This window comes from Halobacillus sp. Cin3, assembly GCF_947311855.1.
Classification (GTDB): Bacteria; Bacillota; Bacilli; order Bacillales; family Halobacillaceae; genus Halobacillus; species Halobacillus kuroshimensis.
On record NZ_CAMZMV010000005.1, the window covers coordinates 194775 to 220752 of the forward strand.

A 25978-nucleotide genomic window follows, 5' to 3' on the forward strand; every position below is an offset into this window, starting at 1 on the left:
TTTTCTACAAGCTTTTTTTTTCGGAATGTTCATGCCCTTGCGGTAAGGGGGAAATTTTTCTTCAACCAGCCGACCGTACGAGTGTGAAGCGTGAAACAGGGTTAATGAAAGCCTTTGAATGTTTTTTTGTAGGAGGCTGCCGACACAATGAGGAAAATGGCTGTAAACAAGAGAGGGGAAGTGATGTAGAGAGGGTAGAGATGCATCAGAGCAAACAAGTGGAAAAGTAAGAGCATGAACAGGACAGCCAGCGCGGACAGCGTCAACCATATTTTCATGACCAGTCCCCCTTTATAAAAATGTATGATCAAGGCGAATTCGTCATGATCAGGCCATAAAAAAGCTCCCTCTCCGGGAGCTTTTTTTATGAACCGATATATTTCCAGAAAGCCCCGTGTTTCACAGGGACTTCGCGTACTTTCTGTTTTAGGACGAGCTTCTTCATTTCGTGTTTAGCTTCTTGTTCCGTCCAGTCATAAACGACGGCAATTTCCTTATTGGCTACAAAGCGATAGTGCTGTAAGAAATCCTCTAAATCGGGTTTGACCCCCGGCTTAGGATCCTTCTGCAGCATTTCTTTCAACACTTTCACATAAACATCGTACGAATACAGGCCGGTCACTTTTAATCCGGCGTCTTCTTCTGATTCATTGAAAATGACGATGGTCGGAGTAGAATCCACTTCCATCTCACCAGCAAGTTTCATGTCGCACTGAAGAGCGCGGCGGGCTGCATCAGAATGAAGATCCCGTTTGAACTCAGCAACATCCAGACGGCTGTTTTCTGCGCATTCAATAAGGACTTCTTCATTGGAAATATCCTTCTTTTCCAGAAATACGTATTCCTGAATCTTACGAAGGAAGCGCATGCCTGCTTTTTTTCCCTGCAGTTCAGCGGCTTTAACAGCCAGTGAAGTCGCAAGCGGGGAGGCAACAGGATTTTCAAGCCATACATCCCCATCACAGCACATGCCTGTTCTGGAACCGGTGTGGTCCCATTCTTTTTTCAGATTTTCGGCTTTTCTGCCGTAACTCTCCTGTAAGGAAGTAAGATTCCCGCTAATGACCGGGCGGATGGTAAAGAAGCGTCCATATTCGATCGTGAGCTTTTTAAGAAAGGGTTCAAGTGACCAGCATTCTGGACAAAGCGGGTCGATGAAGACGTATATCTCTATAGGGCGTTTCAATAAATTAAAAAAGCCGCTTGATGTTCCGTTTGTCTGTAGATCACGATCTAAACTTTTCCAACCCACAACTATTCTCCTTTCTCATCCTCAGGTGTATTCATCATATGGTTGGCCGTTTTCACGAGCCGGTCGAACATGGCAGAGCGGTAAGGCTCCTCCAAATCCACTTCTGTCATAGCTCCGGACATGCAGGACAACCATGCATCTCTCCGGGCAGGAGTGATTTCAAAGGGAAGGTGCCTGGCCCGCAGCATCGGATGGCCGTGCTCTTCCATATAGAGGGGAGGGCCTCCGAAAAACTGTGTTAAAAATTGTTTCTGTTTCCGGATGGTTTCTGTAAAATCATCCGGGAATATCGGAATCAAATCCGGGTGCTGCTGGACTCTCTTGTAGAAGGCTTCCACCAGTTCGTCGATTTTTTCTTTTCCGACGGCATCGTAAAACGATTGATTTCGCTGCATAGCATCCCATCCTTGTCTGTTCAACATTTTAGCAATGAGGGTTGTCTGACAGCAACTATTCTGATTCGAGCTTGGCGTTGTAGAAACGTTTGATCTTATTATCTGTTTCCCGCTCAGGAATATTGCAGGACTCAAGAATTTCCTGTATTACGGCTTTTCCCGACGTTCTGCTTTCTGCTTCTACCTCAAGCTCGTAATCCTCCTTGTCATAATAGAGGCTGTGGTCAAGGACAACAAGGGCGCCGTTATACTCCACTTCTTTCCGCCTTGTCGTCAGCGAACCTAAATAGTGCAGATGGTCCGGATCAATGCCGAGATCACGCAGCTGTTTGAACACCCGGCTTTTTTCCACTCGTTTGTTCTGTATCCATAAATTGGCTTCTTCCTCTGTGAGGGAATCATGTGTTTCAAGCAGACCTTCCGGGTGCGGCTGCTTCAAGGTCAGTGTCCACTGATCGGCTTTTTTGCGGATTCTCAAAGCCGCTCCGTGCTGCTTCAGTTTTAGATCTTCTGTTTCAAAATAATAATTGGTTTGTTCGATAAGTTCAACTGATTTGAATGGTAAAAAATGATAAACCTGGTTGTATTCTTCTTCCTTCAGCAGGTTCTTGAATTCAATTTCGATTTCCTGGGTCATGAGAACCCCTCCTGTATTGTAGTTCCTTCGGTCACTCTGCTTCTTCAGCAGGCTAACTTTATGATACAATGAATGAAAGATAAAACGCACATAATTACTATAAAGATTGGTTACATAAAGGTGGACGCTTAATGAATTGGGATATATTTATAGCCCCATATGCTCAGGTAGTTGAGGAGCTGAAAATAAAGCTGAAAGGCATGAGGCGGCAGTTTGAATATGAGGAGGAACAGTCTCCGATAGAGTTTGTAACCGGACGCGTTAAACCACAAACAAGTATATTGGAAAAAGCGAGACGAAAAGGGATCAATCCTGAAAACATTGAAGAGGAAATCCAGGACATCGCTGGTGTGCGCGTCGTCTGTCAGTTTGTAGACGATATTTACGCCGTTGTAAATATGCTGCGAAACAGGCATGATTTTAGGATTGTTGAGGAAAAGGACTATGTGTCCAGAAAAAAAGACAGCGGGTACCGTTCCTTCCACGTGATTATCGAGTACCCTGTTGAAACCATTCACGGGGAAAAGCGGCTGCTCGCTGAAGTTCAGATCCGGACCCTGGCGATGAATTTCTGGGCTACCAATGAACATTCGTTAAACTACAAATATTCGGGTAAGATACCTGCAGAGATCAAATCCCGTCTGAAGCGCGCAGGCGAAGCTGCCTTTCAATTAGATGAAGAAATGTCCAAGATTAAAAATGAGGTGCAGGAAGCCCAGCGTGCTTTCTTAAGAAAAGAAGAACAGAAGAAAAACCCGAAAAAAATGTAGAGGAGTGGCCGACGATGAAGTTTTCGATCTTATCTAAGGGAGATCAGAAATCCAACGAAATCCGTTCAAAAATTAAGAATTACTTAACTGAATTCCAGCTGGAATATGATGAGGATGAGCCTGAACTGGCCATATCCGTAGGCGGGGACGGGACCCTTCTGGAAGCTTTCCATACGTATGTCCACCGTTTGGATAAAACCGCATTTATCGGTATTCATACCGGGCATCTTGGTTTCTATGCTGACTGGATGCCGGAAGAACTTGAAAAACTGATCATTGAAATAGCGAAAACGCCTTTTCAAGTAGTGGAATATCCGCTCCTTGAGGTGACGATCCGTCCGAAAGATGGCAGTGAAGAAGACCGTTACCTGGCGTTGAATGAATGCACGATCAAAACATCCGAAGGTTCTGTCGTGATGGATATTGAAATTAAGGGCGATCATTTCGAAACCTTCCGTGGAGATGGCTTATGTGTATCCACACCCTCAGGAAGCACGGCTTACAACAAGGCGCTCGGGGGAGCGATTCTGCACCCATCACTGGAGGCCTTCCAGATTGCCGAAATGGCCTCCATCAACAACCGGGTTTTTCGTACGATCGGGTCGCCCCTGATCCTGCCGAGCCATCATACATGTATGTTCAAGCCGCTTCATGACCGCAGCTTCCTGTTCACCATCGATCACATTTCAAGAACGTATAAAGACGTGAAGTCGATTCAGTGCCGGGTGGCTGAAGAAAAAGTACGGTTCGCACGCTTCCGTCCATTCCCATTCTGGAAACGCGTGCATGACTCCTTCGTTGCGGATGAATACTCCGTCTAAAGTGAAAAAGCGGTGGACCATCACCGCCGCTTATTCCGGTTGTTCAAGCCGTGATTTCCTGTTTGGAGCGGGAGAATTCTCCCGGCAGCTGATCAAAAAGGTGCGGATCAGCGGCAGCGTTTTTGTCAATGGTGAACGGGTGGAGATGTGGCAGCCTCTGCGGAGCGGCGATCTCCTTGAAGTGGAATTTCCAAAGGAGGAGCGCGGGTCCATTGAGCCGATGGAAGGTTCGCTTTCCATTGTGTATGAAGATGAGGATGTACTCGTGATCAATAAACCGGCCGGCCTTTTTTCGGTCCCCGCTTTTGATAAAAACGAACCGTCTGTAGCGGCTTACCTGCTTTACCGATACATCCAGGAAAACTATCCGTGCACGGTTCACATCGTCACACGGCTGGACAAGGACACGAGCGGATTAATGCTGGCCGCTAAACACGCGTACAGCCATCGTCTGCTGACACAGAGCATGAAGAAAATCGACCGCCGGTATAAAGCTGTAGCGGAGGGAAGCGTACAAGCGGATCAAGGCATCGTGAATCAGCCCATTGCACGAGCGGAGGGGTCGATTATCCGCCGTACAACATCACCGGAAGGACGGCCGGCTGAGACGCGTTATGAAGTGGAGAAAAGAAGCGGGGCGTATACATGGCTCCGCCTCCAGCTCATGACAGGACGGACGCATCAAATCAGGGTGCACTTGGAACACCTGGGTTATCCGCTTGCCGGGGATACCCTCTATGGTGGAAACGCCTGCCCGTGGATCCCGGGACAGGCGCTGCACTGTTACCAATTGAACTTCCGTCATCCCTGGAGTAAGAAAAGGATGACATTCGTATCGGAAACACCTGGAGAGTGGGATCTATTCGCTTGAGGACATAGGGTTCTCAAGCTTTTTTTACCTTATGATGGATATCATCAATCGTATCGGAATTTCTCTTCTATATAAGGCATCGAGGAGGAGACACTGACCACCTCTTCTTCCGGAAGCCTGAAAGCCGTCAGTTTTCCTCCAAAGACACATCCTGTATCAATATTGACGGTCTTATTGACAAAACGTGGCGTTTTTACAGGGGTATGACCATAAACAATCCATCGGCTTCCCTTGTAGTCCTGAGCCCAGTCCCTCCTTACAGGGCGTCCGTCGGGGAGTTTTTCCCCGGTAATATCTCCATATAAAATGAATGTTTCGATCCGTCTGCTTTGTCTTCCGATATCTTCCTCTTTAATACCGGCATGAGCCACGACAGCTCCTGTATCTTGCAGAATCAGATGCAGCGGAGCTTCTTCGTAAAGCTGAAGAAACTGCTTTTTCACTACTTGCTGCTCCTTCCCGGGCAGGTTTCTGTATTCCGCCGCGGTCGTTTCCAATCCGTGTTTTTCCTGGACCGGGTTTCCAAGAAAGAATCGGTACAATTTGTTACAGTGATTTCCCGGGACATAAAGGGCGTTTTGTTCATAGACAAGTCTGTACACAAGCCGGATGCACCCGAGAGAGTCCGGCCCTCTGTCCGTGATATCTCCGACAAATACCGGTACACGGCCATCCGGGTGGAGGGGAAGTCCGTCGCTCCAGTTGTAACCGAGTTCCTCGAACAGCTGAACAAGCTCTGGGAGACAGCCGTGGACATCTCCGATCACATCATAGGTCATAATGACGCTCCTTTTGTAATTGGAATGAGGGGCTGCAGGAGTTTTAAAAGGGCAGAAATTGCAGCCGCGTGAAGGAATCTGAATGATATTTTTCCCACGGGGATGAATAATAAACATGGCCGCCTGTTATTCCATCCCGGAAGGACCTTTCTGTTACACTACGGATAGGCGTAAAGACGGTACGGAAGCTGAATTTAAAAGTTGCGTGACATTCGTTGACAAACCTATGAATCACAATTAAGATTAAACGGTCAAAAACGAAATAGACACGGGGGAGGGCTGCTTATGGAACACTTAGATGACCACGAGCGGAAAGAAGTCTGGGCAAATATTAAAGATGCCCTGTTCAATGAACATATCGACCAGTTCCGTGCTGAATTTTTGGAGATGCATCCCTATGATCAGGCGCGGATTTTTGAGGATCTGGATGCGGATGTAAGAATGCAGATCTATACCTATTTGTCACCGGAAGAAGTGGCAGATGTGATGGAGCATATCGATTATGAGGAAATTGAACCCTTCTTTTCAGAAATGGATCCAAGATTTGCCGCCCAGGTGTTCGCCGAAATGTCTGCCGATGATGCCGTTGATATATTCAACGAATTAGATAAAGATAAAGTAGCCAGCTTCTTGACGATTATGGATGATGAAGCTGCGGATGAAATCAAGGACCTGCTCCATTATGAGGAGAAAACCGCAGGGTCTATCATGACGACGGAGTTTGTTGTTGTAAGGGCCGGTATGACGATCAAGGAAGCCATGGTCCATTTGAGAACAGAAGCCCCTGATGCCGAAACGATTTACTATACGTATGTCATAGATGAAGATAAAAGGCTGGTTGGTGTTATTTCGTTGAGGGATTTGATTATTTCTGAAGAAGACTGGCTGATTTCCGATGTCATGAATGAACGAGTGGTATCGGTATCAGTAGGGGAAGATCAGGAAGAGGTAGCCCGGATGGTCAGGGATTATGACTTTCTCGCGCTGCCTGTTGTCGATTTTCAAGATCATCTGCTTGGAATCATTACCGTGGATGATATTATGGACGTCATGGAAGAAGAGGCCAGCGATGATTACTCGAAGCTTGCTGCGATTTCTGATGTGGACAGTCCGGATGATAATGCTTTTGCCTCTGCGAAAAAGAGGCTTCCCTGGCTGGTGATCCTGTTATTCTTAGGGAGTTTAACAGCCAGCCTGATCGGGCGGTTTGAGGAAACGTTGGATAAAGTTGCCATTCTGGCCATCTTTATTCCGCTGATTGCCGGTATGGGTGGAAACACGGGTACACAGGCGCTTGCTGTTGCTGTCCGTGGAATTGCTACAGGAGAAATTGAGAAACAAGGAAAATGGAAAATGATGATGAGAGAAGCAGGAACAGGTGTGATCACCGGAGTTTCCTGTGGTGTGCTGATTACCCTTATCGTTTATATATGGCAGGGAAACTTTTTCTTAGGATTATTAGTAGGTTTGTCCATTTTATTAACGCTGATTGTTGCAACGCTCGCAGGATCTCTCGTCCCCCTTATCATGCATCGTTTGAACATTGACCCCGCTGTTGCCTCAGGACCATTCATCACAACTGTGAATGACTTGATTTCCATTCTGATTTACTTCGGTATGGCAACAGCCTTTATGAATTTTTTGATATGAAGGAAGGAGGGCGAGTATGGAACATGGTGCTTCAGTAACTTCACTGGTTATTGTCATAATTGCAGCATTTATTACTCCCATCCTACTCCACCGGTTTAAACTGAATATGATTCCGGTGGTAGTAGCAGAAATCATCGTAGGTTTGATTATAGGTCAAAGTGGATTTGACCTTGTTGAACAGGGAAGCTGGCTTGAAATTCTATCGACCCTGGGGTTCATTTTTCTTATGTTCCTGAGTGGTCTGGAAATAGACTTCTCCATTTTTGCAAGTAAGAAAAAACGTGCGAAACCGGTCAACCAGGGAACCGGCGCCCCGAATCCAGTATGGGTGGCGGTCATCGTATTTGTTGGAATATTCATCATTTCCCTGGCGCTGTCCTATATATTCGTGCTGGCTGGATTCATAGACAATGCCTTTCTCATGACGTTGATCATTTCAACGATCTCCCTTGGTGTTGTTGTTCCAACCTTGAAAGATGCGCAGATGATGAAAACGACGATCGGTCAGACCATCCTTCTGATCGCCGTGATCGCCGACCTCGTTACCATGATCCTATTGGCCGTATTCGTCTCCATTTATGGAGAGAACGGCGGCAATACGTGGCTTCTGCTCATTTTGTTTGCTGCTGGTGTGCTTTTCTATTACATCGGGAAAAAGTTTCGTCACCAATCCTTTGTGGAGACGATGGCCAAAGGTACCATCCAGATCGATACGCGTGCCGTCTTTACATTGATCCTTCTTCTCGTTGCTTTATCGGAAACTGTGGGTGCGGAAAACATTTTGGGCGCCTTTTTAGCGGGTACCCTTGTTTCTCTGCTTTCACCGAACCCGGAAATGGTCAAAAGGCTCGACAGTTTCGGATATGGCTTCTTAATCCCGATCTTCTTCGTCATGGTCGGTGTAGAAATTGATATTTGGAGTTTGTTTACGGATACACGTGTCCTGTTATTGATTCCGCTGCTGTTTGCAGCCCTGTTGATTTCCAAAATTGTTCCGGCCTTAATCCTTTCGAAGTGGTATGACCGTAAGACGGTGTTCGGATCCGGATTTATTCTGACGTCCACCTTATCTCTCGTTATTGCCGCTGCTGCGATTGGTAAAAGAGAAGGAATGATTGACGATCAGATGGAAGGGGCGCTTATTCTCGTAGCCGTCCTGACCTGCGTTGTCGCACCGATCGTCTTCAAAAAGGTTTACGGACGCTTTGAGGATGAGGACCATAAAACGGTGGTTTCCTTCATCGGATCCAACCGGATGACCCTTCCTGTCGTGCGCGAACTGGATATCAACGCGTATGAAACGCATTTGTATCATACGAAAGTCGATAAAATCGATGAGCGGATCAGCCGGAACTGCTTTGATATCAAAGAGCTGGACGGTTACAACGTGGAGAATATGAAAGAGCTTGGTGTCTTTGATGTGGACCTTGTCGTCGCTTCTACAGGGGACGAAGAAAGAAACGCAGAAATCGCCCGCTATGCAAAAGAACAAGGTGTGGAGCGGATCATTGTCCGTGTCGAATCTCCTGAACTTTCTACAGAGATGAAGGAGCTTGGCATCAGTGTCTTCAGTGTCTTCCTGTCTTCGAAGGCTCTTTTGAAAGCGATGATCGAAGCACCGAACGTGCTTGATATTTTGACTAAGCAGGACAGTGCGCTTTATCAGATCAATATGAACAATTCCATGTATAACGGCGTCCATATCAGGGAGTTCCCTTTTACCGGAGACGTAATCATGGTCCGGATCTTCCGTGGCAAAGATTCCATCGTTCCTCACGGCGATACGGAGTTGAAAATCGGGGACCGCTTAATCGTGACAGGTTCCAACGAGTATGTGGATGAACTCAAAATGGAACTGGAATACTGCGAATGGTGCTGATGAAGGAATGCTGCTTTTGTTAGAGTGGGAGTTCCCATTGTGGGAACATGCTTTTCAACTTTTGGAGCTGACTCAGGTTAAGGTGGATGATCACGTTCCGCTTATCGGCGGATGCTTGCCCGCGGGCACGGCCTCAGCTAACTTGGTCAAGAAGGTCGCTTGACCAAGTGGATCTTCGGCTCGTATTGTTCCCGCAGGCGTCATCACCGAACACTCCACAGCCCGGACTGATGGATGAGTTGGGAAGGGGGATCTTCTATAAAGTAGAAGATCCCCCTTCCTTTTTTTTACGGTTCAAAAAAGGTGTGAAAGGTTTTCTAAAGCGTAATTTGTTTTTCAAACGTGGATGGTTTAAAATAGGAGCAGGTACTAATAACAAATACTAAATTGTGAGAAAGATTGAGGAGGGAAATCAGCGTGAACTTTTCTTTAGAAGGACGTACGTATGTAGTCATGGGTGTTGCCAACAAGCGGAGTATTGCGTGGGGAATTGCACGTTCTCTGCACGCAGCGGGCGCCCGGTTGATTTTCACCGTGGCATCAGAACGGTTTAAAAAGTCGGTGCAGGACTTGGCCGCGACTCTGGACGGAGTGGAAGAACCTCTGGTGTATGAGTGCGATGTGACCAACGACGAAGCGATTATCCAGACGTTTGAAGAAATCGGCCGGGATGTCGGAACGATTCACGGACTTGCCCATTGTATTGCATTTGCGAACAGGGAAGAGCTTAAGGATGAGTTTTTGAACACGAGCCGTGATGGATTTTTGACAGCCCACAATATCAGTTCCTACTCACTGACGGCTGTTGCGCGCGCTGCCCAGCCACTGATGACCGACGGGGGAAGCATCGTTACGCTGACGTATCTGGGCGGAGAGCAGGTTGTGAAAAACTACAACGTTATGGGTGTAGCGAAAGCAAGCCTTGATGCCAGCGTGAAATACCTGGCCAATGACTTAGGGAAGCACAACATCCGAGTGAACGCGATTTCCGCCGGACCTATCCGGACATTATCTGCCAAAGGTGTCGGTGATTTCAACGAAATTATGAAAGTGATCGAAGAGCGTGCTCCACTGCGTCGACCTGTGACCCAGGAAGAAGTCGGCGACACCGGCTACTACTTGATGAGTGACCTGTCCCGTGGTGTGACAGGAGAAATCATCCACGTTGACTCCGGATTCAGTACTGTCGCTTACTAAAGAAAAAATCCGTCCATTTTGATGAGGCCGCTGAAATACTGCTTCCTATCAAGAGAAGTGGTTAAAGGGTGTTGTTGATTCTCATGAATCGCTTGTCGATGGATGCTTGCCGCGGGCACGGCCTCAGCTAACTTGGTCAAGAAGATTACTTGACCAAGTGGATCTGGCTCGCGCTGTTCCCGCAGGCGTCACCATCGGACGCTCATTGTGGAATCAACGGTGTCCCATCTAAAAAGAGTGATGTTCTTTGATTTATCAAAGAACATCACTCTTTTTTTGTTCAATAAAAATAAGGGATTCCATGTTAGACCGTCAATGATCCATGTAAATCATCGTCATAACCGCGTCACTCCTCACCGGATGATGATCAAGAGAAAGAATGTGTAAATAATACGGAAACTTCCACGATGATCGTCGAAAATGAACATGGGAGAAAGACAGGGCATATACATAAGATGATGACCGACTGGAAAAGGAGAGATCTAACATGGCCGATGAAAAACGTCTTGCCAAGCAGCCGATGCTTTACATTGTTCAGCCGAAAAATCTAAAGCCTGCCGTTGTTCCTATGCAGACGAGTTTCCGTACGGAACGCTCAGTAAGGTCACGCGGTTCCGAACAGCCCGCTGCAAAAGAAACACCACGATATGAAAAAGAAGCACGGATGCGCCGAACCCATGCCGCCCATACAGAGGAAGTAACGAAATTACTTCCGGAGAATACAGACGTGCCAGAGGTGGAAAACGATCAGGATAACGAAGAAAAGCAAGTATCCAGCCGGGAGCGCAGGCAGCGGTTCCACGAGCTCTCCCTTGAGGAGAAAGTGGATTACTTCTTCCAATTATCTCCCCATGTTCCGAAGATGAAATGTGAAGTGACGACAAAGGAAGATCAGCTCAGGGGGTACATTACGGATTATCAGGATGGGAAAGTCCATATGAAGGTGTTTCAGCGGCCATTTCAGAGGGAGATTGACTTTGATACGATTATTGATATTCGTCTACTGGGCTTTTGAAACAGAAAAAACCGCGCCTGTATGCGCGGTTTTTTCCTGTTTTCTTACAGCGTGCTGGCAGCCGGAAGGCAGGTAACGTGGCAGAAGCAGTTCAAGTCCACCGTGATGCAGATTCCTGAAGCGCGAAGATCGCGGCAGCTTTGATCAGCAGGTGATTTCGGATCGTCGTCTCTTGAATCCTCATCGTCTCCGTTGCGGTCAGAGAATAGAAGTTCAAGAATCGCACATCCATCGTCGTCTACGGACTTGACGCGGAAGAAAAAGCTCCCTTTGACATTACAGCGGTCTCCGCTGCGTTTTGAACCGTAACCTTTAAAAGGCTTGCATCCGTCTTTACAGTAAAGAATAACAGGTACTGTATCGAAACCTGATCCTCCGTTACTGTCACCCAGAAGGTCTGCGATTGATTGTTCACAGCTCGTTGTGCAATCGTGCAGGACGTCATTCTGAGCATCCACGATGTCTTTTAAGATATCAATAACACAGGAGCCTGAATCGTATTTTTTACCACAGCTCATTGTTTTTTCCCCTTTCCATACGCATTGACGTATTGTCTTTACTAGAATATGTCTGTCATCGCTGTCGGTGTGGGCATTTGTCCGTATTCAGGCATTCCCAAAGTTTTTCGTGTGGTATGGGCGGACGACTATACCCGGCCAAGCTGAAAACCATAGAGTAACAATGAATTCGATTAAGGAGTGAGGGGAATGTCTGAGAAGAAAAAGGTCATTCATGTGAAAGACCTGGTTATTAAAGCCGATAATGTCATTATTGAGCCGCAGCACCGCGGACGTTATGACCGTGATGAAAGCAGTGACCGTGTGGATCCGTTTTTCGGAAGGAAACGCAGAGAAGCCGGGGCGGACGAAAGCAGTTCAAGTTCTAGAAAGCGCCATGATGATGAGTCTTCCGACCGTCGTGGAGGATTCCGCTGGTTCTAAACTGAGTAAGCAGCCACTACGATGTATGTAGTGGCTTTTTTCTTCTTTAGAAAGGATGGGATATCAAATGTTATCCATCGCAGAATTTTTGCTGCTTGCCCTGGCGAGTTTCCGTCTGACCCGCCTAATTGTGCGTGATTACATTATGGAGTGGATGAGGCGTCCGTTTTTCAATGTGAAGCTGGTTACGAACGATCAAGGGGTGGAAGAAGAGTGGGTCGAGCCTAAAGGTTTTATCGGTGAAGGTTTGAGCTGTCAGTGGTGTGTCGGTGTCTGGTCCTCCATCATTATGGTCGTATTTTATCTGGCGGTTCCTTACGGGGAGTGGCTCGTCTTTGTCTTTGCTCTTGCAGGTCTGCAGTCGGTTTTGTATGCATGGACAGACCGCCTGTGACAGGGAAAGAGGAAAAAAAGAAGGAAAAGACCCTGCTTGAAGTCCTGCAGGAAATTGATGTGGAAACGTCGAAATATAAAGGCATTATCAAACAGCCGGACAAGAAATTCCAGCAGTGGGAAAAGGATTTTGGAGCTTGGGAGAAAAGGTTTACCAAACAGATGACTGATGTAGAAAAATTTCTAAACAAATATGCAGGGAAGATGGAGAAGTTTTTTGAAGGATAGGCCTGGTTCAATTCGGTGTTTTTGGGGTAATGGAAGATAAAGGAGGCGTTCCAGATGGGATATATTCTGCCTGTGAATCATTACCAGTATCAGGATTACCAGACAAGAGTTGTGAATCAGCACCAGCAGTCCTTTGCTGTGGATAAAATTTTCAAGGCAAGCCTCGATACGAAACGACCCGGTCGGCAGCAGAGAGAAGAGGACCGCCTTGTCTATCAGAAAAACAGCCCGTTTATCACCACGCCTGGATTCCATGCGGCAGAGGCTGAAAATCATAGGCAGGCATCTTCCACGCATCAGAACATCGACGGGAAAACCTATGCTGCTGTAACAGGAAAAGGCAGCTACTTCAGCGAAACTGTATAGAAACGCTTGAAGGGGCTGTAACGATGACGTTCAAACAAATCAATGATTGGTGCTTCTATGATCATTCTTCCGTAAATATCGGCTACATTCATAAAGGCAGTACAGGGCTGCTGATTGATTCAGGTATCGACCGGTCATCGGTTAAAAAAGTGCTGAAGGAACTGGAAAAACGGCAGCTTCCTCTCACCCACCTATTTATCACTCATGCCCATGCGGATCATTATGGCGGAGCTTCCTATGTACAGAATGCCTATGACGTTCATACATCTGCCCCCGTTTTGGAAGAGTCGGTCCTTTCCAATCCATCGCTGGAGCCGGTCTATCTGTTTAACGGGGTGGCTCCGCTTAATGAACTCCGTAATAAGTTTCTTGAAGGCCCTCCTGTCCGGATTGACAGGGTTGTCGATGAGGGACAAGTCGATTTCGGCGATATCACAGCCGAGCTTTTTCTACTCCCGGGCCATAGTCATCACCAGCTTGCATTGAAAGCGGGGGATATCCTGTATGCCGCGGATAGTTATTTCAGTCTGGAGACGCTCCAGAAGCACCGGATCCCGTTTCTGGTGGATGCCGGAGAAGCCATCCACAGTTTGGAGCGTCTTCTGGCTATACCGTCTGCCGGGACAGTGCCCGGCCACGGGTCATTTGAAACGGATCCCTCTGAAACGATCCGTCAGAATATCGTCTATCATCAACGTATCCTCGATGCTGTCCAGTCGGCAGTGGAAGCAGGAGGAGAGGTGACGCACGAAGAGCTGATTTCTATTCTCTGTACGAAGTGGGATGTGCAGGCGCCTGCGCTCGGGCAGTGGCTCTTATATCGGACGGCTGTGACTGCTTATGCCGTAACCTTGAAAAAAGCAGAAGTGATTCAAGATCGTCTGGTTGATCATAAGTGGGTATTTTCCGCTATAAGCCGATGACAAACAATGTTTGGTCACCATCCTGGAACTCTGCATACAACACTTCCTCTGGCGTCTCGTAATCCTGGGCTTTCAGCTGATGATGCAGCCATTTCTCATCAAGCCCGGCTTCCTTCAGGTTATCCCAGATGACTTCCCCGTCGCTGATGATGGTGCGGGGAAGCGGGACGGGAAGGGGAGGGAGGTTCAAATCGCTTCGGCTGACATTTTGCGAATGGGAGTTTTTCAACACAGAAATGGTTCCATCCGTTTCCAAAACAGCATACTGCACATCCCTGATTGAGAAGACGTCCTTGGAGCGGAGGAGATGTTGAAGCTGGTTGATATCCAGCTTATTTTTTTTGAGCTGCTCGCGGTCAATCTTTCCCTGATAAATCACGAGGGATGGGCTTCCTTCAAGAAGCTGCCGGGATCCTTTAAACTTTTCTGTGATCATCTCTGTTGTGTAAATGAGGACGCTCCATAATATAATGGCAAAACCGATGTCGAGAATACCGACGTCAGGATCGTAAAGGGCATTTCCCACTAGCTCTCCAAGTACAAGTGCGGAGATGAAATCAAAAGCTGTAATTTGAGTAATCTGGGATTTTCCCAGTACCTTAGTCATCACAAACAGCGCGGCAAACCCGAAAAGAGTTTCCACCGTAATTTGTATATATTCCATGGAAGCGTCACGATCCTTTTTTTTCGATCTTCTATGCTTCATTGTAGACAAAAGGGGTGGAATATAAACGAAAAACTCCCGCCTTTCCATAGGCGGGAGCCGGTTATTTATTCAATTCTTTGATCATCGTGACATGCGGGATGCCGGCATCCATGAATTTGTCTGAAATCGTGACATAACCGAGGGCCCCATAAAAGGTTTCGGCTTGTGTTTGAGCATTGAGTTTCGCTTTATCATACCCATAGTCACGCACGGCTGCTTCCAGCTTTTCAATCATCTGTCTGCCGTAGGAGTGGCCTCGTTTCTCCTTCAGGACACAGATGCGCTCGAGCTTCCCGTATCCGTGGACAAACCGGAGACGGGCTGCGGCTACCGGTTCATCGTTCTCATAACCGGTGAAGTGAAGGGACGCTTCATCATGCTCATCGATTTCAAGTTCTTCAGGTACCTGCTGTTCTTGTACAAAGACGATTTTTCTCACCGAGTAGGCATCGTCCAGCTGTTGTTTGTTTCTGACCTGACGGATATCCACAGTCTTCACCCTCTGCCAAGGCGGAATGTCTCGTAGACACTCCATGCGCCGTTTTCAAGTTGGTAAAGAAGCTGGAAACGATCGACCTGATCCTGCAGATCGAATTTAAGCATGGTGAGGCTGCCGTATACATCGGAAAATTCCTCGTCTGAAAGCTTCTGAGCAATCGTGATGTGCGGAACGAAGGCGAAATCTTTTTCTTCGGGCAGTACACCAGTGTAAAGTTTATCATTCAAATCAAAAATTTCATCGGATGGTTCAATCTTCAGATAGATGGTGTTGGTTACGGGCGAGAAGGAGCTTACCTTGTACACCCCGTAGGAGAATGGCTCTGTGTTCTTGGCAATTTCCCTCAGCTGCGGGATGATTTCACTTTCAATCTGATCTTCCTCCGCTTCAAACGCCTCTTTCATCGTAATGTGAGGAGGAATCAGCGCGTAATGAGGGTCATATCGCTTGCGGTAAGAATTCGCTACATCTTGTACTTTTTTTGATGGAAACACTGCTATTCCGTATTTCATTGAACTAACCTCCTGATTGTCCCATTTTAAAACGTTTATTCACCACTAAATATGTTCAATAAAGCCCGTTCAAAATCCTTCTGCCAGGATCCCCAAGTATGACCGCCATCCAGCTCATGGTACGTATAGGAGACCGGTTTTTCCTGTAGAAGATCCTTCAGCTTTCGGTTTGGTTCAAGAAAATCCATCCGCTCACCAGTTGTCGTCTCCACGTCCGTTTCCTCCAGACCGATGGTGTGATCGATGGTTAATGAAGAAAGCTGCCGGCCCGTGTTGACGACTTCCAGGACGTGATCATCGACATAAGGACTCTGCATGATGACATTTCCGAAAATATTCGGAAATTTAACAGCTGTCATTAAGGCAAGGGTTCCGGCAAGGGAATCTCCGGCCAGTGTGCGGCCTCTTCCCATATTATACCCGGGAAGCTGTTCATCAAGAAATGGGACGACCTCCCGGATGAGGAAGCTGACGTAGTCTCCCTGTCTCGGGCCGTCAGGATGGTATTTCTCCCTGCGGTCGTATTTATCCTTGTAATGTATACCAATGAAAATCGTCCGTTCCATACGTTCCTCCCTGTGGAGCTTATCGCTCAGAGTGGCGGCACGCCCCATGGAGTAATAATCGTTTCCATCCTGCATGATACAGAAATGGTACTTGTATAGAGGAGAGAAGTTGTTCGGCGTATACACACGAAGGGTCATTTCTTCGTCTAAGTACTGACTGTTTATCGTGTACTCGGTCATGGATCCGTCTCTACCCATAAATAGACCACCTCCTTACAGCACGGAAGTATATGAAAAATTCCCGCTTAAAATTCGATGTAAACGTTGCACTTCTTATTTTATCATAGAATTGTTGAAAAAGTGGAACAGATCAAGAACCCAAATCATGGGGGGAGGTGGGCTTGTTGAAAAAGTTTGTCGAATCATGTTGACTTCGATTGTCATTCATAGTATATTAATCTTTGTCAGCAAAAAACGACAAATTTCTACATAAGATTCCGTAGCTCAGCTGGGAGAGCGCCACCTTGACAGGGTGGAGGTCGTTGGTTCGAGCCCAATCGGAATCATCATACAAAGTGCCGGAGTGGCGCAGTTTCTCATCCAGGGAGAGGCTGCGTCACTTCTTTTTATTTTCCGGTCATCTTGTCCTCTTCTCCCACATATGCTGTTTCAAACGCCCTGGGCAGGACCGGGCGTGGTAAGAACAGGAGGAATGAACCATGCGGCCGGAAAAAATCATTTCCCCGTGTTATGGAGAAGTGACCGAAATCCTCGTCCAGAACGGGGAGTATGTCTATGAATGGGAACCCCTTTTTGTTATTAAACGGGACGGGACAGAGTCAGAGGTAGCGGTGGGCATCAGCGGCAGCCTGAAAAAGCTTTATATTAAAAAAGGTGATAAAGTGTCACCTGCAACCCTTCTTGCTGAGATGGAAGACGATATGATTATATCCGGCAGCGATTAATACAACAAAGAACCGTCCGGTATGTGGACGGTTCTTTGTTATTTGGCACACTGGTTATGAAGCGTCATTGCTTTTTAAGGAAATGGCTGTACCACACGCATCGGCCAGCTTCTGTGCCTGATGGTTAAACCGCTCAAAATCAAGCTCGTCCATATTCTCTACATCGACGGCCTTGATGATATAACAGCCGAACTGCCACACATCGTCCTGCACCTTCTCTTTTTGTATAAATGCCAGTTTGTACAGTACTTCCATCACCGAGTTCATGACCGACACATCATGATGGCCGTAAATCCGAATTTGATAGAAGCATTTATACAAATATTCACGGAAGGGTACGGGCTCTGCGATAAGACGCAGACTTCCTTCTTCGTCCGGGTAATACCGGATCGGCTCATACACATCAGCGAGCTCAATCAGCAGGGAGCCGATCCGGTTGATGCAGTTGGTAGCGGTGTGAGGGTCATTAAGGCTCGGAGAAATAGCGCGGACGGCTATTTCCACAAGCTTTTGAAGGGAAAATTCGATATCCTGTATGTCGACCCGCTCGTTACCGATGGCCACAAAGTTTCTGGCTTCTTCATAGTTTGAATCCTCTTGATCCGAGGTGCTCCAGTAATAAAACAAAGGCATACCCTTCTGTATATACTCCCCCATGGAAAAAGCGGTTTCCATTAAGAGGTCATTGTTCTCTGCCCATTGAATCAAGGAAGCGTAGTGGACACTTTGTACGTATCCGGATTTCCCTGTAGCAATGATTCCTTTGTCTGTGCTTTTTCGTTTTTCAATATCTTCCTTGTTCCAATCTGTGTAACTGTCATAATTTTTCTGTGAAAAAGTCCGGGTGATCAATGCCGATGTGCTCTTCCGAATGGTTCCGATTAAATTGTTCACTTTAATGAAACGGGAAGAGTGGTGGATGAAAATGATAAAGAAAGCAAGGCAGACGACAGACACGAAAACGGTTAGAAACGGACTGATTAAACCGGATCCGGAATCCTTCCCAAGCAGGAACAACTGCAGCAGGGAAAAAATGAAGCCGAAGGAGAAAACGCCCAACACGTGCTGGGTGATCCGGCTTTTCATAAAGTCCTGCAGTGTCCTGGGAGAGAATTGAGTGGTATAGGTTGTAAGGACAACCATAATGGTGGAAAAACTGATGGTTGTCATCGTTAAGATGGAAGTTACGAGCGATCCGTACAGTGTCTGAGCCACTGAGCTGCCTGTAAGGAGAAAATCGGGAAGGGCGTCCTTCCAATTGGATACAATCCACTCATCAAGAAGTATGGAAATCACAACGCTGAATATGGAAATCACGCTGTAAATGGCGGGAAGAAAAAGAAAACTGTCTCTCAAATCAATCCATCGTTTGCTGTTATTCATGTGAAAAACCTGCCTTCTGTATAATCGTTCTCTTTCTATTATGAACGAAATTTTAAAACCTACAAGAACGAAGGTTCCATGCATCAGCAAACCTCTATATCGTGTTCTACAACATAGAGGTTTTTGATTATTTTCGGAATGTCTCTTCGTGAAAACCAAGAGAGGTGGTCAGCATAACATGGGTATTTTTTTGTTGGTTTGCGGTCCTGCACGCGTGTCTGTATTAAGAATCCTTCAGGGATTTGAGAAGGTATGCAAAAGAAAAGGGCATAGACCGATCAACAGCTGTCCGCATCACATAGTAAAATAAGGGATTGGGGCATTTCCTTTGCGTATTTACAAACCGTTAAAAAATTCTTCACACTATATTGACACTTCGATTTTTCCGTAGTATATTATTACTTGTCACCAGGAAAGACCCACTATTATTTTGATTCCGTAGCTCAGCTGGGAGAGCGCCACCTTGACAGGGTGGAGGTCGTTGGTTCGAGCCCAATCGGAATCATACAAACCCACGTGCTGAAATGGTACAGTTTCTCGTCAATGAGAGGCTGTACCATTTCTTTTTTTATTAGAAGAAATTTGGATTCTCTAACGTGGTTCGTTACATATTCTTGTATAATGGGTAATAAATAGAAATCAGCTCCATTTAATAAATCTCTTCAGGAGGTGCGGCAGGCAGGATATGGGGAAAAAGAAAAAAGATGAAGAATTCGATGATTTGCTGGATGCTTTCAGAGAAGCCGTTTCATTGGAGGAAACCCGGTACTATTACATGAAGCTTCAATTGTTTCTGGATCACTATGAGGAGAGCAGAGCCGTATTTCAATCTACAGACAAAGTGGAGAAGAAAGACTATGAACCCTTACTGCAGGGAATGATGGAGGCCACTTCCAAAAAAGAAGTGGATTACTATGAAAGAGAAATCCAGCACTTGCTTGATGTGAAAAAAACTTAAAATTACATTTATTGTTATTTGAAGAACAAAATTGAAAAGAAGTATTTATTTTCTTGTTGGAATATTGTACACTGAAGGTAGCATGTTCATTATAGTAACTTTTCGTTTATACAATAAAAGACTTATCGAGGCGGCCTGCTTTGGTGGATGATTAGTGCATAGTTCTTATGTTTCTAAATATCTTCCAGCGGCCGCCTTTTTAAGTTTAGGGGGATCAATAATGTGGACACGCTCCTGATTGCCGGTTGTATCGGAGGGATGACAGGCGTTGTGGCTCATTTGATGAGAAACGGAAAGGTTTTGGTTTTCCCGAGGAGGCGGAGACGTCCAAAAGGCATTTATCTCGGGTTTTTAGCAGATTTTTTAATTGGCGCCGCAGCGGCGGTTTTTGCTGTCACATACCTTGTACCGGAGCCGGGCATGCTGCGGACTTTGATCGGCATATCGATCCTGGCCGGGATGACGGCAGAGAATGTACTTTTGAAAAGAGAATTGAACGTAGAAAAAGCGAAAGTGGAAGGATTGGACCGGATCAATCAGCGTTTAAAGTGACCGGACCCATCCTTTTTTTGTTTCAATCCACCAGAATCATAAAATGATCATGCTCCGTATCGACAGGCGCTGCTTTAAAGATGCTGGTATACACCGCCTTTAACTCCTCATACAACACCTTCGAATGAACCGTTGTCAGATAAGTATCGGGATTTTTTTGGTAGGCTTTCAGTTTATGTAGATCCAAATTGACGGTATACGAGTAAAAGAGATCCTGTGATCGTAGAAAAGGTTTTTCGCACGGGGTTTGACCGTCATCTGTAAGCGGGGAACGGCTGTGGATCCGCAGCTTTTTTGGTGAGGCATCCTCTTCCCATTCGCTGGACACCCCGTAGAATGTAGCAAAGGGAGGTTCTTTGCTTTGATCGATATATGTCGTCTGAAAGCTGAACTCAATGGCACCTTCCCTGCCGGTTACTACACAGAAGGCAAGGTAGGTCCGGTTGGATGCTGTACCTTGAGCGAGGTCTTCTTGATTGCTGAAACAATGACAGAAACTGGTTCGGGCCATAAGCGACACCATCCTTCCCATACAATTATGGATAATTATAACACGTCCACCATTCCGTTAGTCGGTTAAACAGCGTTCGGTGAACGAAAAAAAGCCGCTTCCGCAGCTTTCTTATCCGTTGACGGGTATTCCTCCGTTTACATGCAGCATCTGACCTGTAACATAGCTGGAATCACTGGAGGCCAGATAGACATAGGCAGGGGCCACTTCCCTCGGCTGACCTGGACGGCCCATGGGATTGTCCGAACCGAATTCAGACACTTTTTTCTTGTCAAAACTAGCTGGAATCAACGGCGTCCAGATCGGCCCGGGGGCCACCCCGTTGACACGTATGCCTTGATCGATCAGTGATCCGGCAAGGGAGCGGGTGAAAGAGGTGATGGCACCTTTCGTTGATGCATAATCAATGAGCTGATCGTTCCCTTTATAAGCTGTCACCGAAGAAGAGTTGATGATACAGGATCCTTTCTTCATATGAGGCAGGAGGGCTTTCGTCATATAAATGTAGGAAAAGAAATTAACGCGGAATGTTTCCAGAAGCTGTTCATTGGAAATGTCGAGCACACTTGTCTGCGGATATTGAACGGCTGCATTGTTGACAAGAATATCTATGGTTTTAAATGTCTTTACAACCTGTTCGGCGATGGTTTCGCAGAACTCCGGTCCTCCGATATCCCCGTGATACAGCTCACAGCGTCTGCCTTCTTTCTCGATTAAGCTCTTCGTGGTTGCTGCATCTTCATGCTCATCCAGATAAAGGACAGCTACATCAGCCCCTTCCTTAGCAAAAAGCAGGCTGACCGCTCTGCCGATCCCACTGTCTCCTCCGGTGATGACGGCGGTTTTACCGGCTAGTTTTCCACTTCCTCTATATGTCTCATCTGCATACTCCGGCAGCGGATTCATTTCATACTCGTAACCAGGCTGTCGTTCTTGATGCTGTTCCGGCTGTACGGCCTTCTTTTTCTTCATGATGCGTAACCCCCTATGTACAAATGGTTAAAATTGGTGCAGACCCGCTTCCGCTAGCTTGCCCTCGGGGCCGGCTTCTTATCCTCCCATTCTTTCAGGGTGTTGGATATAGGATTTACGTGTCATTCTGTTCATTCCAACGGCCATTCATTTAACGTTTCGTCCATTGATGTGTAAAAATTCAGAATTTATACTTATCTTGAGTGAAAAAATATATGAAACCAGAGGTGACATGATGGAGACAACTTTCTCGAAGTCGAATCAGGTGGTTATTGAAAACTTTATCCATGGCGAGTGGGTTCCTTCTGAAGGAGGTCAGGTGGAAGAAGTTCCAAACCCGGCTACTGGACAGACCATTGCACGCGTCCCTATTTCAACTAAAGAAGATGTGGATCAAGCGGTCCGATCAGCGAGAGAGGCTTTTCAGTCCTGGAAGAAGACTCCAGTACCGAAACGAGCGAGAATCATGTTCAAATATCAGCAGCTTCTGATTGAAAACCGTGATCAGCTGGCTGAAGCGTTGACACAGGAAAATGGAAAGACGAAAAAGGATGCAGCAGGGGAAGTGCAGCGCGGCATCGAATGTGTGGAATTTGCGGCAGGGGCACCTAGTCTCATGATGGGGGACGTGCTTCCGGATATCGCCGAAGGGATCGATTCAGGGATGTACCGGTATCCAGTAGGGGTCGTCGGTGGAATCACACCATTTAACTTTCCGATGATGGTTCCGCTCTGGATGTTCCCTCTTGCGCTCGTATGTGGGAATACCTTTGTTCTTAAGCCATCGGAACGGACGCCGATTTTAGCAAAAATGCTGGTAGAGCTCATTCATGAAGCGGGACTGCCGAAAGGCGTGCTTAACCTTGTTAACGGGGCGCATGATGTCGTCAATGGCCTGCTTGAGCATGAAGAGGTCGATGCTGTCTCCTTTGTAGGTTCCCAGCCTGTAGCGGAATATGTGTATAAAACGGCTTCACAACATGGGAAGCGCGTTCAGGCTCTGGCCGGCGCTAAAAACCATTCCATAGTTATGCCGGACTGTAACCTGGATAAATCGGTCGAAGGTATCATCAATGCCGCTTTTGGAAGTGCGGGCGAGCGGTGCATGGCCTGCTCTGTCGTTGTTGCCGTGGGTGATGTAGCGGACAGTCTTGCGGCAAAAATCAAAGATGCAGCGGATCAGTTGAATGTTGGCAATGGTCTCGATGATGAAACAACCCTGGGGCCATTAATCCGTGAAGCTCACCGTGAGCGGGTGCTGAGCTACATTGAAGCCGGGGAAAAAGAGAACGCGGCTTTGATCAGAGACGGCCGGGTAGAGCTTCGGGAGCATGATTCCGGATACTTCCTTGGCGCAACGATTTTTGATCATGTATCCAAGGATATGAAAATATGGAAGGATGAAATTTTTGCTCCTGTCTTAAGCATCGTCCGGGTGAATACTCTTGATGAAGCGATTGCAACGGCGAACGAGTCGGAATTTGCCAACGGTGCCGTCATTTATACGTCCAGCGGAAAAGCGGTTCAGCAGTTCCGGGAAGAAATGGATGCGGGAATGCTCGGAGTGAACGTGAATGTACCTGCACCGATGGCCTTTTTCCCGTTCTCCGGAAATAAAAAGTCGTTTTATGGGGATCTGCATGCCAATGGGAAAGACGGCTTGAACTTTTATACAAAGCGTAAAATGCTGACACAGCGCTGGTATTAAGGAAGGAGGAAGGAAGAAGCAGATAGGACGCTTCTTCCTTCTTTGTTTCCGCCATTAACAATGTATCCAGCAGGGTACGGCAAGGTTTTGACACTTTGTATAATGGATTTTCCGACAAAAACCTGTATGGTAAGATTAAATAACTAAATATTATGAATTTTATAAAATTAAAGCAGTATGAGGAGGAGCACTATGTCAGATAAAGTACAGATCGGTTTAATTCAAGCATCACATGATGTGGATGGAAGTGAACCTGTAGAGGTCCACAAGCAGCAGTCCATCGAGAAGCATGTGCTGCTGGTGCGTGAAGCGGCACAAAAAGGAGCGCAGATCATCTGCCTGCAGGAAATTTTCTATGGTCCTTATTTCTGTTCCGAGCAGAACCCGAAATGGTACGACGCTGCAGAGGAAATTCCGAACGGTCCGACGACGAAATTGTTTCAGGACCTGGCTGCAGAACTGGCGGTCGTCATCGTTCTGCCTATCTATGAGCGGGAAGGAATTGCTACGTATTACAACACGGCCGCTGTCATCGATGCTGATGGGTCCTACCTGGGCAAATACAGGAAACACCACATCCCACAGGTGGGCGTTGGGGACAAAGGATATGGATTTTGGGAGAAGTACTACTTCAAACCAGGCAACCTTGGCTATCCGGTTTTTGATACGGCCTATGCCAAAGTAGGGGTCTACATCTGCTATGACCGTCATTTTCCTGAGGGTGCTCGTGTCCTTGGCCTGAACGGTGCAGAAGTCGTCTTCAATCCATCGGCTACCGTAGCCGGGCTTTCAGAATATCTATGGAAGCTGGAGCAGCCGGCCCATGCCGTTGCGAACGGTTACTACCTGGGGGCAATCAACCGTGTCGGCTATGAAGGTCCATGGAATATGGGCGAGTTTTACGGCCAGTCCTACCTGGTTGATCCGCGTGGCAGCTTTGTCGCAGAAGGCAGCCGGGATCAGGATGAGGTCATCCTTGGGGAAATGGACAAAAAATTCATCCGGGAAGTCCGGGATACATGGCAGTTCTACCGTGACCGCCGCCCGGAAACGTATGAAAAAATGGATGAGCTTCTCCCGTAACTACACATCATGATTTGAACAGAGAGTTCTGCATAGGGCCGGGGGCTGAAAAGAATCTATGCAGGGCTTTTTTTATAAATCCGTATCTTACTGAAAGAGGGGGATCAGCGTGACTCAGTTGAAAAGCAAGGGGATATCACTGGAAAACCTGCAGGTGAATTTTAATGAGGTCCATGATGGATTGAATGCCCAGGAGGCGATGGAGGAGTCCAATCGCTGCCTGTACTGCTATGATGCACCCTGTATTAAGGCCTGCCCGACAAGTATCGATATTCCGAAATTCATTAAAAAGATTGCTTCCGGGAACCTGAAAGGATCTGCGGCAACCATCATGTCCTCCAACCCGGTTGGCGCGACATGTGCACGTGTTTGTCCGACAGAAGAGCTTTGTGAGGGGGCCTGTGTCCTGAACCACTCGACAGAACCGATCTTAATCGGTGATCTTCAGCGGTTTGCCACAGACTGGGCCATTAAAAATGAACAGCTGTTATTCAAACCCGGAGAGAAGAATGGGATGAGTATCGCTGTGATCGGCGGCGGACCTGCCGGCTTGTCTACCGCACGGGAGCTTGCCCGTTTCGGCTATGATGTCACAATTTTTGAAGCAGCAGAGGAGGCCGGTGGCTTGGATACATACGGAATCGTATCGTTCCGGCTGCCGCAGGAAATTTCCCGGTGGGAAGTGGACCAGGTGGAAAAGCTGGACGTGAAGATTAGAACGAATACGGCGGTTGGAGCAGATGTTTCCTTTGAAGAACTGTCTGAGCAGTTTGATGCGATTGCCTTGACGATCGGTATGGGCCACGTACCGATGCTTGGAATCCCCGGAGAGGATCTGACAGGCGTACACGATGCGATTGATTTTGTAAAAGAAACCAAATCTGGTCCGATTACGGATGAACTGCTTGGACGCAGAGTTGTTGTGATCGGCGCTGGAAACACAGCCATTGATGCAGCGACCTGTGCCGCCCGTAAAGGGGCGGAGGATGTGAAAATCGTCTACCGCAGAACAAGAAAAGAAATGACAGCCTATGAGTTTGAGTACGATTTTGCCAAACAGGATGATGTACAGTTCCACTGGCTGACTCAGCCTGTAGAAGTTCTTGGTAATGAGACAGGACATGTCATTCATTTGAAATGTGTGGAGATGAAGCTCGGGGCCCCTGATGAAGATGGAAGAAAAAGGCCTGAACCCGTGCCGGAATCCGAATTCCTGATGGAGGCGGATGCGGTGATCAAAGCCATCGGTCAGACGCGCTACACAGATTTAATTGAATCGTTTGGTCTGGACCATGAAGGCGGCGTCGTTAAAGTCGACCCTGTCACTCTAAAAACCTCCCAATCCAACGTCTTTGCTGCCGGCGATGTCATTTTTGCGAAGGGGCAGGGAGAGGCCATGGTCGTAACGGCTGCCCAGCAGGGCAAGGAAGTCGCTATGGCGATTCATAAACAGCTCTCTCCAACGCCTACGGCTGCGGTGTAACTTTACAAAACTACGAGGAGGAA

General features: G+C 47.1%; 31 protein-coding genes and 2 tRNA genes. 20 read left to right on the forward strand and 13 right to left on the reverse strand.

Features of this window, described 5'->3' with window-relative positions; all coding sequences use genetic code 11:
- Positions 1-101: 101 nt before the first annotated feature.
- The 4 genes from QMA39_RS16335 to QMA39_RS16350 form a co-directional block, all read right to left on the reverse strand.
- Positions 102-278: a hypothetical protein gene (locus QMA39_RS16335; RefSeq protein WP_035531133.1), complete on the reverse strand. Its 177-nt coding sequence runs from the start codon at positions 276-278 to the stop codon at positions 102-104.
- An 86-nt stretch (positions 279-364) separates the two neighbouring features.
- Positions 365-1252 carry a ClpXP adapter SpxH family protein gene (locus QMA39_RS16340; RefSeq protein ID WP_027953543.1) on the reverse strand — a complete coding sequence of 296 codons (888 nt, stop codon included), beginning with the start codon at positions 1250-1252 and terminating at the stop codon, positions 365-367.
- A 2-nt stretch (positions 1253-1254) separates the two neighbouring features.
- The gene (locus QMA39_RS16345; RefSeq protein WP_281659339.1) at positions 1255-1647 is read right to left on the reverse strand and encodes a protoglobin domain-containing protein; all 393 of its coding nucleotides are present in this window, start codon (positions 1645-1647) and stop codon (positions 1255-1257) included.
- A 55-nt stretch (positions 1648-1702) separates the two neighbouring features.
- Complete coding sequence (locus QMA39_RS16350) at positions 1703-2284, reverse strand: CYTH domain-containing protein (protein ID WP_206931708.1); 582 nt, start codon at positions 2282-2284, stop codon at positions 1703-1705.
- Between the two features lie 131 nt (positions 2285-2415).
- On the opposite strand from QMA39_RS16350, the gene QMA39_RS16355 reads away from it, so the two are divergent.
- Genes QMA39_RS16355 through QMA39_RS16365 form a run of 3 tightly spaced genes read left to right on the forward strand, consistent with a single transcriptional unit; the run spans position 2416 to position 4746 of the window.
- Positions 2416-3054, forward strand: coding sequence for a GTP pyrophosphokinase family protein (locus tag QMA39_RS16355; RefSeq protein ID WP_281659340.1), 639 nt, complete (start codon positions 2416-2418; stop codon positions 3052-3054).
- A gap of 14 nt (positions 3055-3068) precedes the next feature.
- Complete coding sequence (locus QMA39_RS16360) at positions 3069-3875, forward strand: NAD kinase (RefSeq protein WP_027953547.1); 807 nt, start codon at positions 3069-3071, stop codon at positions 3873-3875.
- Positions 3841-4746 carry an RluA family pseudouridine synthase gene (locus tag QMA39_RS16365; RefSeq protein WP_281659341.1) on the forward strand — a complete coding sequence of 302 codons (906 nt, stop codon included), beginning with the start codon at positions 3841-3843 and terminating at the stop codon, positions 4744-4746. The genes QMA39_RS16360 and QMA39_RS16365 overlap by 35 nt, the downstream gene beginning before the upstream one ends.
- A 44-nt stretch (positions 4747-4790) precedes the next feature.
- Here QMA39_RS16365 and prpE read toward each other — a convergent pair whose 3' ends face one another.
- Positions 4791-5525 (reverse strand): bis(5'-nucleosyl)-tetraphosphatase PrpE, encoded by a 735-nt coding sequence (gene prpE / locus QMA39_RS16370; RefSeq protein WP_027953549.1) that lies wholly within the window; start codon positions 5523-5525, stop codon positions 4791-4793.
- 285 nt (positions 5526-5810) lie between these two features.
- On the opposite strand from prpE, the gene mgtE reads away from it, so the two are divergent.
- The 4 genes from mgtE (at position 5811) to QMA39_RS16390 (ending at position 11266) form a co-directional block, all read left to right on the forward strand.
- Positions 5811-7175 carry a magnesium transporter gene (mgtE, locus tag QMA39_RS16375; protein WP_027953550.1) on the forward strand — a complete coding sequence of 455 codons (1365 nt, stop codon included), beginning with the start codon at positions 5811-5813 and terminating at the stop codon, positions 7173-7175.
- Between the two features lie 16 nt (positions 7176-7191).
- Positions 7192-9054 (forward strand): monovalent cation:proton antiporter family protein, encoded by a 1863-nt coding sequence (locus QMA39_RS16380; RefSeq protein ID WP_027953551.1) that lies wholly within the window; start codon positions 7192-7194, stop codon positions 9052-9054.
- A 417-nt stretch (positions 9055-9471) separates the two neighbouring features.
- Complete coding sequence (gene fabI, locus QMA39_RS16385) at positions 9472-10251, forward strand: enoyl-ACP reductase FabI (protein WP_281659342.1); 780 nt, start codon at positions 9472-9474, stop codon at positions 10249-10251.
- Between the two features lie 487 nt (positions 10252-10738).
- Complete coding sequence (locus QMA39_RS16390; protein WP_281659343.1) at positions 10739-11266, forward strand: CotO family spore coat protein; 528 nt, start codon at positions 10739-10741, stop codon at positions 11264-11266.
- A gap of 44 nt (positions 11267-11310) precedes the next feature.
- Here QMA39_RS16390 and QMA39_RS16395 read toward each other — a convergent pair whose 3' ends face one another.
- Positions 11311-11784, reverse strand: coding sequence for a CotY/CotZ family spore coat protein (locus tag QMA39_RS16395; protein ID WP_027953555.1), 474 nt, complete (start codon positions 11782-11784; stop codon positions 11311-11313).
- Between the two features lie 189 nt (positions 11785-11973).
- Between QMA39_RS16395 and QMA39_RS16400 the strand changes: the two genes are divergently transcribed.
- The 5 genes from QMA39_RS16400 to QMA39_RS16420 all read left to right on the forward strand — a co-directional run bounded on the left by QMA39_RS16400 (position 11974) and on the right by QMA39_RS16420 (position 14117).
- A complete protein-coding gene (locus QMA39_RS16400; protein WP_027953556.1) occupies positions 11974-12207 on the forward strand; it encodes a hypothetical protein in 234 nt (77 codons plus the stop codon).
- Positions 12208-12274: 67 nt separating this feature from the next.
- On the forward strand, positions 12275-12601 hold the full coding sequence (locus QMA39_RS16405) for a DUF1360 domain-containing protein (protein ID WP_027953557.1): 327 nt from the start codon (positions 12275-12277) through the stop codon (positions 12599-12601).
- Entirely contained in the window at positions 12598-12828 is a 231-nt protein-coding gene (locus QMA39_RS16410) for a hypothetical protein (RefSeq protein ID WP_244877712.1), read from the forward strand. Before QMA39_RS16405 ends, QMA39_RS16410 begins: the two co-directional genes overlap by 4 nt.
- Before the next feature lie 54 nt (positions 12829-12882).
- Positions 12883-13194 carry a hypothetical protein gene (locus QMA39_RS16415; protein WP_206931716.1) on the forward strand — a complete coding sequence of 104 codons (312 nt, stop codon included), beginning with the start codon at positions 12883-12885 and terminating at the stop codon, positions 13192-13194.
- A gap of 23 nt (positions 13195-13217) precedes the next feature.
- On the forward strand, positions 13218-14117 hold the full coding sequence (locus tag QMA39_RS16420; RefSeq protein ID WP_281659344.1) for an MBL fold metallo-hydrolase: 900 nt from the start codon (positions 13218-13220) through the stop codon (positions 14115-14117).
- Here the strand turns inward: QMA39_RS16420 and QMA39_RS16425 are convergent.
- The 4 genes from QMA39_RS16425 to QMA39_RS16440 form a co-directional block, all read right to left on the reverse strand.
- Positions 14104-14781, reverse strand: a complete 678-nt coding sequence (locus QMA39_RS16425; RefSeq protein WP_027953561.1) for a DUF421 domain-containing protein — start codon at positions 14779-14781, stop codon at positions 14104-14106. The genes QMA39_RS16420 and QMA39_RS16425 overlap by 14 nt on opposite strands.
- A 103-nt stretch (positions 14782-14884) precedes the next feature.
- Positions 14885-15313 (reverse strand): GNAT family N-acetyltransferase, encoded by a 429-nt coding sequence (locus QMA39_RS16430; protein WP_281659345.1) that lies wholly within the window; start codon positions 15311-15313, stop codon positions 14885-14887.
- Between the two features lie 5 nt (positions 15314-15318).
- Complete coding sequence (locus QMA39_RS16435) at positions 15319-15834, reverse strand: YjcG family protein (RefSeq protein ID WP_206931721.1); 516 nt, start codon at positions 15832-15834, stop codon at positions 15319-15321.
- 35 nt (positions 15835-15869) lie between these two features.
- Positions 15870-16598: an alpha/beta hydrolase-fold protein gene (locus tag QMA39_RS16440; RefSeq protein ID WP_281659346.1), complete on the reverse strand. Its 729-nt coding sequence runs from the start codon at positions 16596-16598 to the stop codon at positions 15870-15872.
- Between the two features lie 235 nt (positions 16599-16833).
- Between QMA39_RS16440 and QMA39_RS16445 the strand changes: the two genes are divergently transcribed.
- Positions 16834-16906, forward strand: a tRNA-Val gene (locus tag QMA39_RS16445).
- A 153-nt stretch (positions 16907-17059) separates the two neighbouring features.
- Entirely contained in the window at positions 17060-17305 is a 246-nt protein-coding gene (locus tag QMA39_RS16450) for a biotin/lipoyl-containing protein (protein WP_027953565.1), read from the forward strand.
- Positions 17306-17359: 54 nt separating this feature from the next.
- Here the strand turns inward: QMA39_RS16450 and QMA39_RS16455 are convergent, their stop codons facing one another.
- On the reverse strand, positions 17360-18688 hold the full coding sequence (locus QMA39_RS16455) for a DUF2254 domain-containing protein (RefSeq protein ID WP_281659347.1): 1329 nt from the start codon (positions 18686-18688) through the stop codon (positions 17360-17362).
- A gap of 432 nt (positions 18689-19120) precedes the next feature.
- Between QMA39_RS16455 and QMA39_RS16460 the strand changes: the two genes are divergently transcribed.
- The 3 genes from QMA39_RS16460 to QMA39_RS16470 all read left to right on the forward strand — a co-directional run bounded on the left by QMA39_RS16460 (position 19121) and on the right by QMA39_RS16470 (position 20198).
- A tRNA-Val gene (locus QMA39_RS16460) sits at positions 19121-19193 on the forward strand.
- A gap of 180 nt (positions 19194-19373) precedes the next feature.
- Positions 19374-19646 (forward strand): hypothetical protein, encoded by a 273-nt coding sequence (locus tag QMA39_RS16465; RefSeq protein ID WP_281659348.1) that lies wholly within the window; start codon positions 19374-19376, stop codon positions 19644-19646.
- A 222-nt stretch (positions 19647-19868) separates the two neighbouring features.
- Complete coding sequence (locus QMA39_RS16470) at positions 19869-20198, forward strand: DUF4257 domain-containing protein (RefSeq protein ID WP_027953568.1); 330 nt, start codon at positions 19869-19871, stop codon at positions 20196-20198.
- Between the two features lie 22 nt (positions 20199-20220).
- Here QMA39_RS16470 and QMA39_RS16475 read toward each other — a convergent pair whose 3' ends face one another.
- On the reverse strand, positions 20221-20709 hold the full coding sequence (locus QMA39_RS16475) for a hypothetical protein (protein WP_281659349.1): 489 nt from the start codon (positions 20707-20709) through the stop codon (positions 20221-20223).
- 111 nt (positions 20710-20820) lie between these two features.
- A complete protein-coding gene (locus QMA39_RS16480) occupies positions 20821-21681 on the reverse strand; it encodes an SDR family oxidoreductase (protein WP_281659350.1) in 861 nt (286 codons plus the stop codon).
- Positions 21682-21916: 235 nt separating this feature from the next.
- Between QMA39_RS16480 and QMA39_RS16485 the strand changes: the two genes are divergently transcribed.
- The 3 genes from QMA39_RS16485 (at position 21917) to QMA39_RS16495 (ending at position 25955) form a co-directional block, all read left to right on the forward strand.
- The gene (locus QMA39_RS16485) at positions 21917-23389 is read left to right on the forward strand and encodes a CoA-acylating methylmalonate-semialdehyde dehydrogenase (RefSeq protein ID WP_027953571.1); all 1473 of its coding nucleotides are present in this window, start codon (positions 21917-21919) and stop codon (positions 23387-23389) included.
- Positions 23390-23581: 192 nt separating this feature from the next.
- Entirely contained in the window at positions 23582-24472 is an 891-nt protein-coding gene (locus QMA39_RS16490; protein WP_281659351.1) for a nitrilase-related carbon-nitrogen hydrolase, read from the forward strand.
- Between the two features lie 109 nt (positions 24473-24581).
- Complete coding sequence (locus tag QMA39_RS16495; RefSeq protein WP_281659352.1) at positions 24582-25955, forward strand: NAD(P)-dependent oxidoreductase; 1374 nt, start codon at positions 24582-24584, stop codon at positions 25953-25955.
- The last annotated feature ends 23 nt before the right edge of the window (positions 25956-25978 follow it).

Excerpts from the sequence above, each read along its gene's own strand:
- QMA39_RS16420 (WP_281659344.1), top strand. The coding sequence starts at position 13,218 with ATGACGTTCAAACAAATCAATGATTGGTGCTTCTATGATCATTCTTCC.
- QMA39_RS16395 (WP_027953555.1), bottom strand. The coding sequence starts at position 11,784 with ATGAGCTGTGGTAAAAAATACGATTCAGGCTCCTGTGTTATTGATATC.
- QMA39_RS16405 (WP_027953557.1), top strand. The coding sequence starts at position 12,275 with ATGTTATCCATCGCAGAATTTTTGCTGCTTGCCCTGGCGAGTTTCCGT.
- QMA39_RS16345 (WP_281659339.1), bottom strand. The coding sequence starts at position 1,647 with ATGCAGCGAAATCAATCGTTTTACGATGCCGTCGGAAAAGAAAAAATC.
- QMA39_RS16400 (WP_027953556.1), top strand. The coding sequence starts at position 11,974 with ATGTCTGAGAAGAAAAAGGTCATTCATGTGAAAGACCTGGTTATTAAA.
- QMA39_RS16440 (WP_281659346.1), bottom strand. The coding sequence starts at position 16,598 with ATGGGTAGAGACGGATCCATGACCGAGTACACGATAAACAGTCAGTAC.
- mgtE (WP_027953550.1), top strand. The coding sequence starts at position 5,811 with ATGGAACACTTAGATGACCACGAGCGGAAAGAAGTCTGGGCAAATATT.
- QMA39_RS16485 (WP_027953571.1), top strand. The coding sequence starts at position 21,917 with ATGGAGACAACTTTCTCGAAGTCGAATCAGGTGGTTATTGAAAACTTT.
- QMA39_RS16415 (WP_206931716.1), top strand. The coding sequence starts at position 12,883 with ATGGGATATATTCTGCCTGTGAATCATTACCAGTATCAGGATTACCAG.
- QMA39_RS16490 (WP_281659351.1), top strand. The coding sequence starts at position 23,582 with ATGTCAGATAAAGTACAGATCGGTTTAATTCAAGCATCACATGATGTG.
- QMA39_RS16465 (WP_281659348.1), top strand. The coding sequence starts at position 19,374 with ATGGGGAAAAAGAAAAAAGATGAAGAATTCGATGATTTGCTGGATGCT.
- prpE (WP_027953549.1), bottom strand. The coding sequence starts at position 5,525 with ATGACCTATGATGTGATCGGAGATGTCCACGGCTGTCTCCCAGAGCTT.
- QMA39_RS16380 (WP_027953551.1), top strand. The coding sequence starts at position 7,192 with ATGGAACATGGTGCTTCAGTAACTTCACTGGTTATTGTCATAATTGCA.
- QMA39_RS16335 (WP_035531133.1), bottom strand. The coding sequence starts at position 278 with ATGAAAATATGGTTGACGCTGTCCGCGCTGGCTGTCCTGTTCATGCTC.
- QMA39_RS16390 (WP_281659343.1), top strand. The coding sequence starts at position 10,739 with ATGGCCGATGAAAAACGTCTTGCCAAGCAGCCGATGCTTTACATTGTT.
- QMA39_RS16355 (WP_281659340.1), top strand. The coding sequence starts at position 2,416 with ATGAATTGGGATATATTTATAGCCCCATATGCTCAGGTAGTTGAGGAG.
- QMA39_RS16450 (WP_027953565.1), top strand. The coding sequence starts at position 17,060 with ATGCGGCCGGAAAAAATCATTTCCCCGTGTTATGGAGAAGTGACCGAA.
- QMA39_RS16480 (WP_281659350.1), bottom strand. The coding sequence starts at position 21,681 with ATGAAGAAAAAGAAGGCCGTACAGCCGGAACAGCATCAAGAACGACAG.
- QMA39_RS16365 (WP_281659341.1), top strand. The coding sequence starts at position 3,841 with ATGACTCCTTCGTTGCGGATGAATACTCCGTCTAAAGTGAAAAAGCGG.
- QMA39_RS16435 (WP_206931721.1), bottom strand. The coding sequence starts at position 15,834 with ATGAAATACGGAATAGCAGTGTTTCCATCAAAAAAAGTACAAGATGTA.
- QMA39_RS16425 (WP_027953561.1), bottom strand. The coding sequence starts at position 14,781 with ATGGAATATATACAAATTACGGTGGAAACTCTTTTCGGGTTTGCCGCG.
- QMA39_RS16455 (WP_281659347.1), bottom strand. The coding sequence starts at position 18,688 with ATGAATAACAGCAAACGATGGATTGATTTGAGAGACAGTTTTCTTTTT.
- QMA39_RS16360 (WP_027953547.1), top strand. The coding sequence starts at position 3,069 with ATGAAGTTTTCGATCTTATCTAAGGGAGATCAGAAATCCAACGAAATC.
- QMA39_RS16350 (WP_206931708.1), bottom strand. The coding sequence starts at position 2,284 with ATGACCCAGGAAATCGAAATTGAATTCAAGAACCTGCTGAAGGAAGAA.
- QMA39_RS16475 (WP_281659349.1), bottom strand. The coding sequence starts at position 20,709 with ATGGCCCGAACCAGTTTCTGTCATTGTTTCAGCAATCAAGAAGACCTC.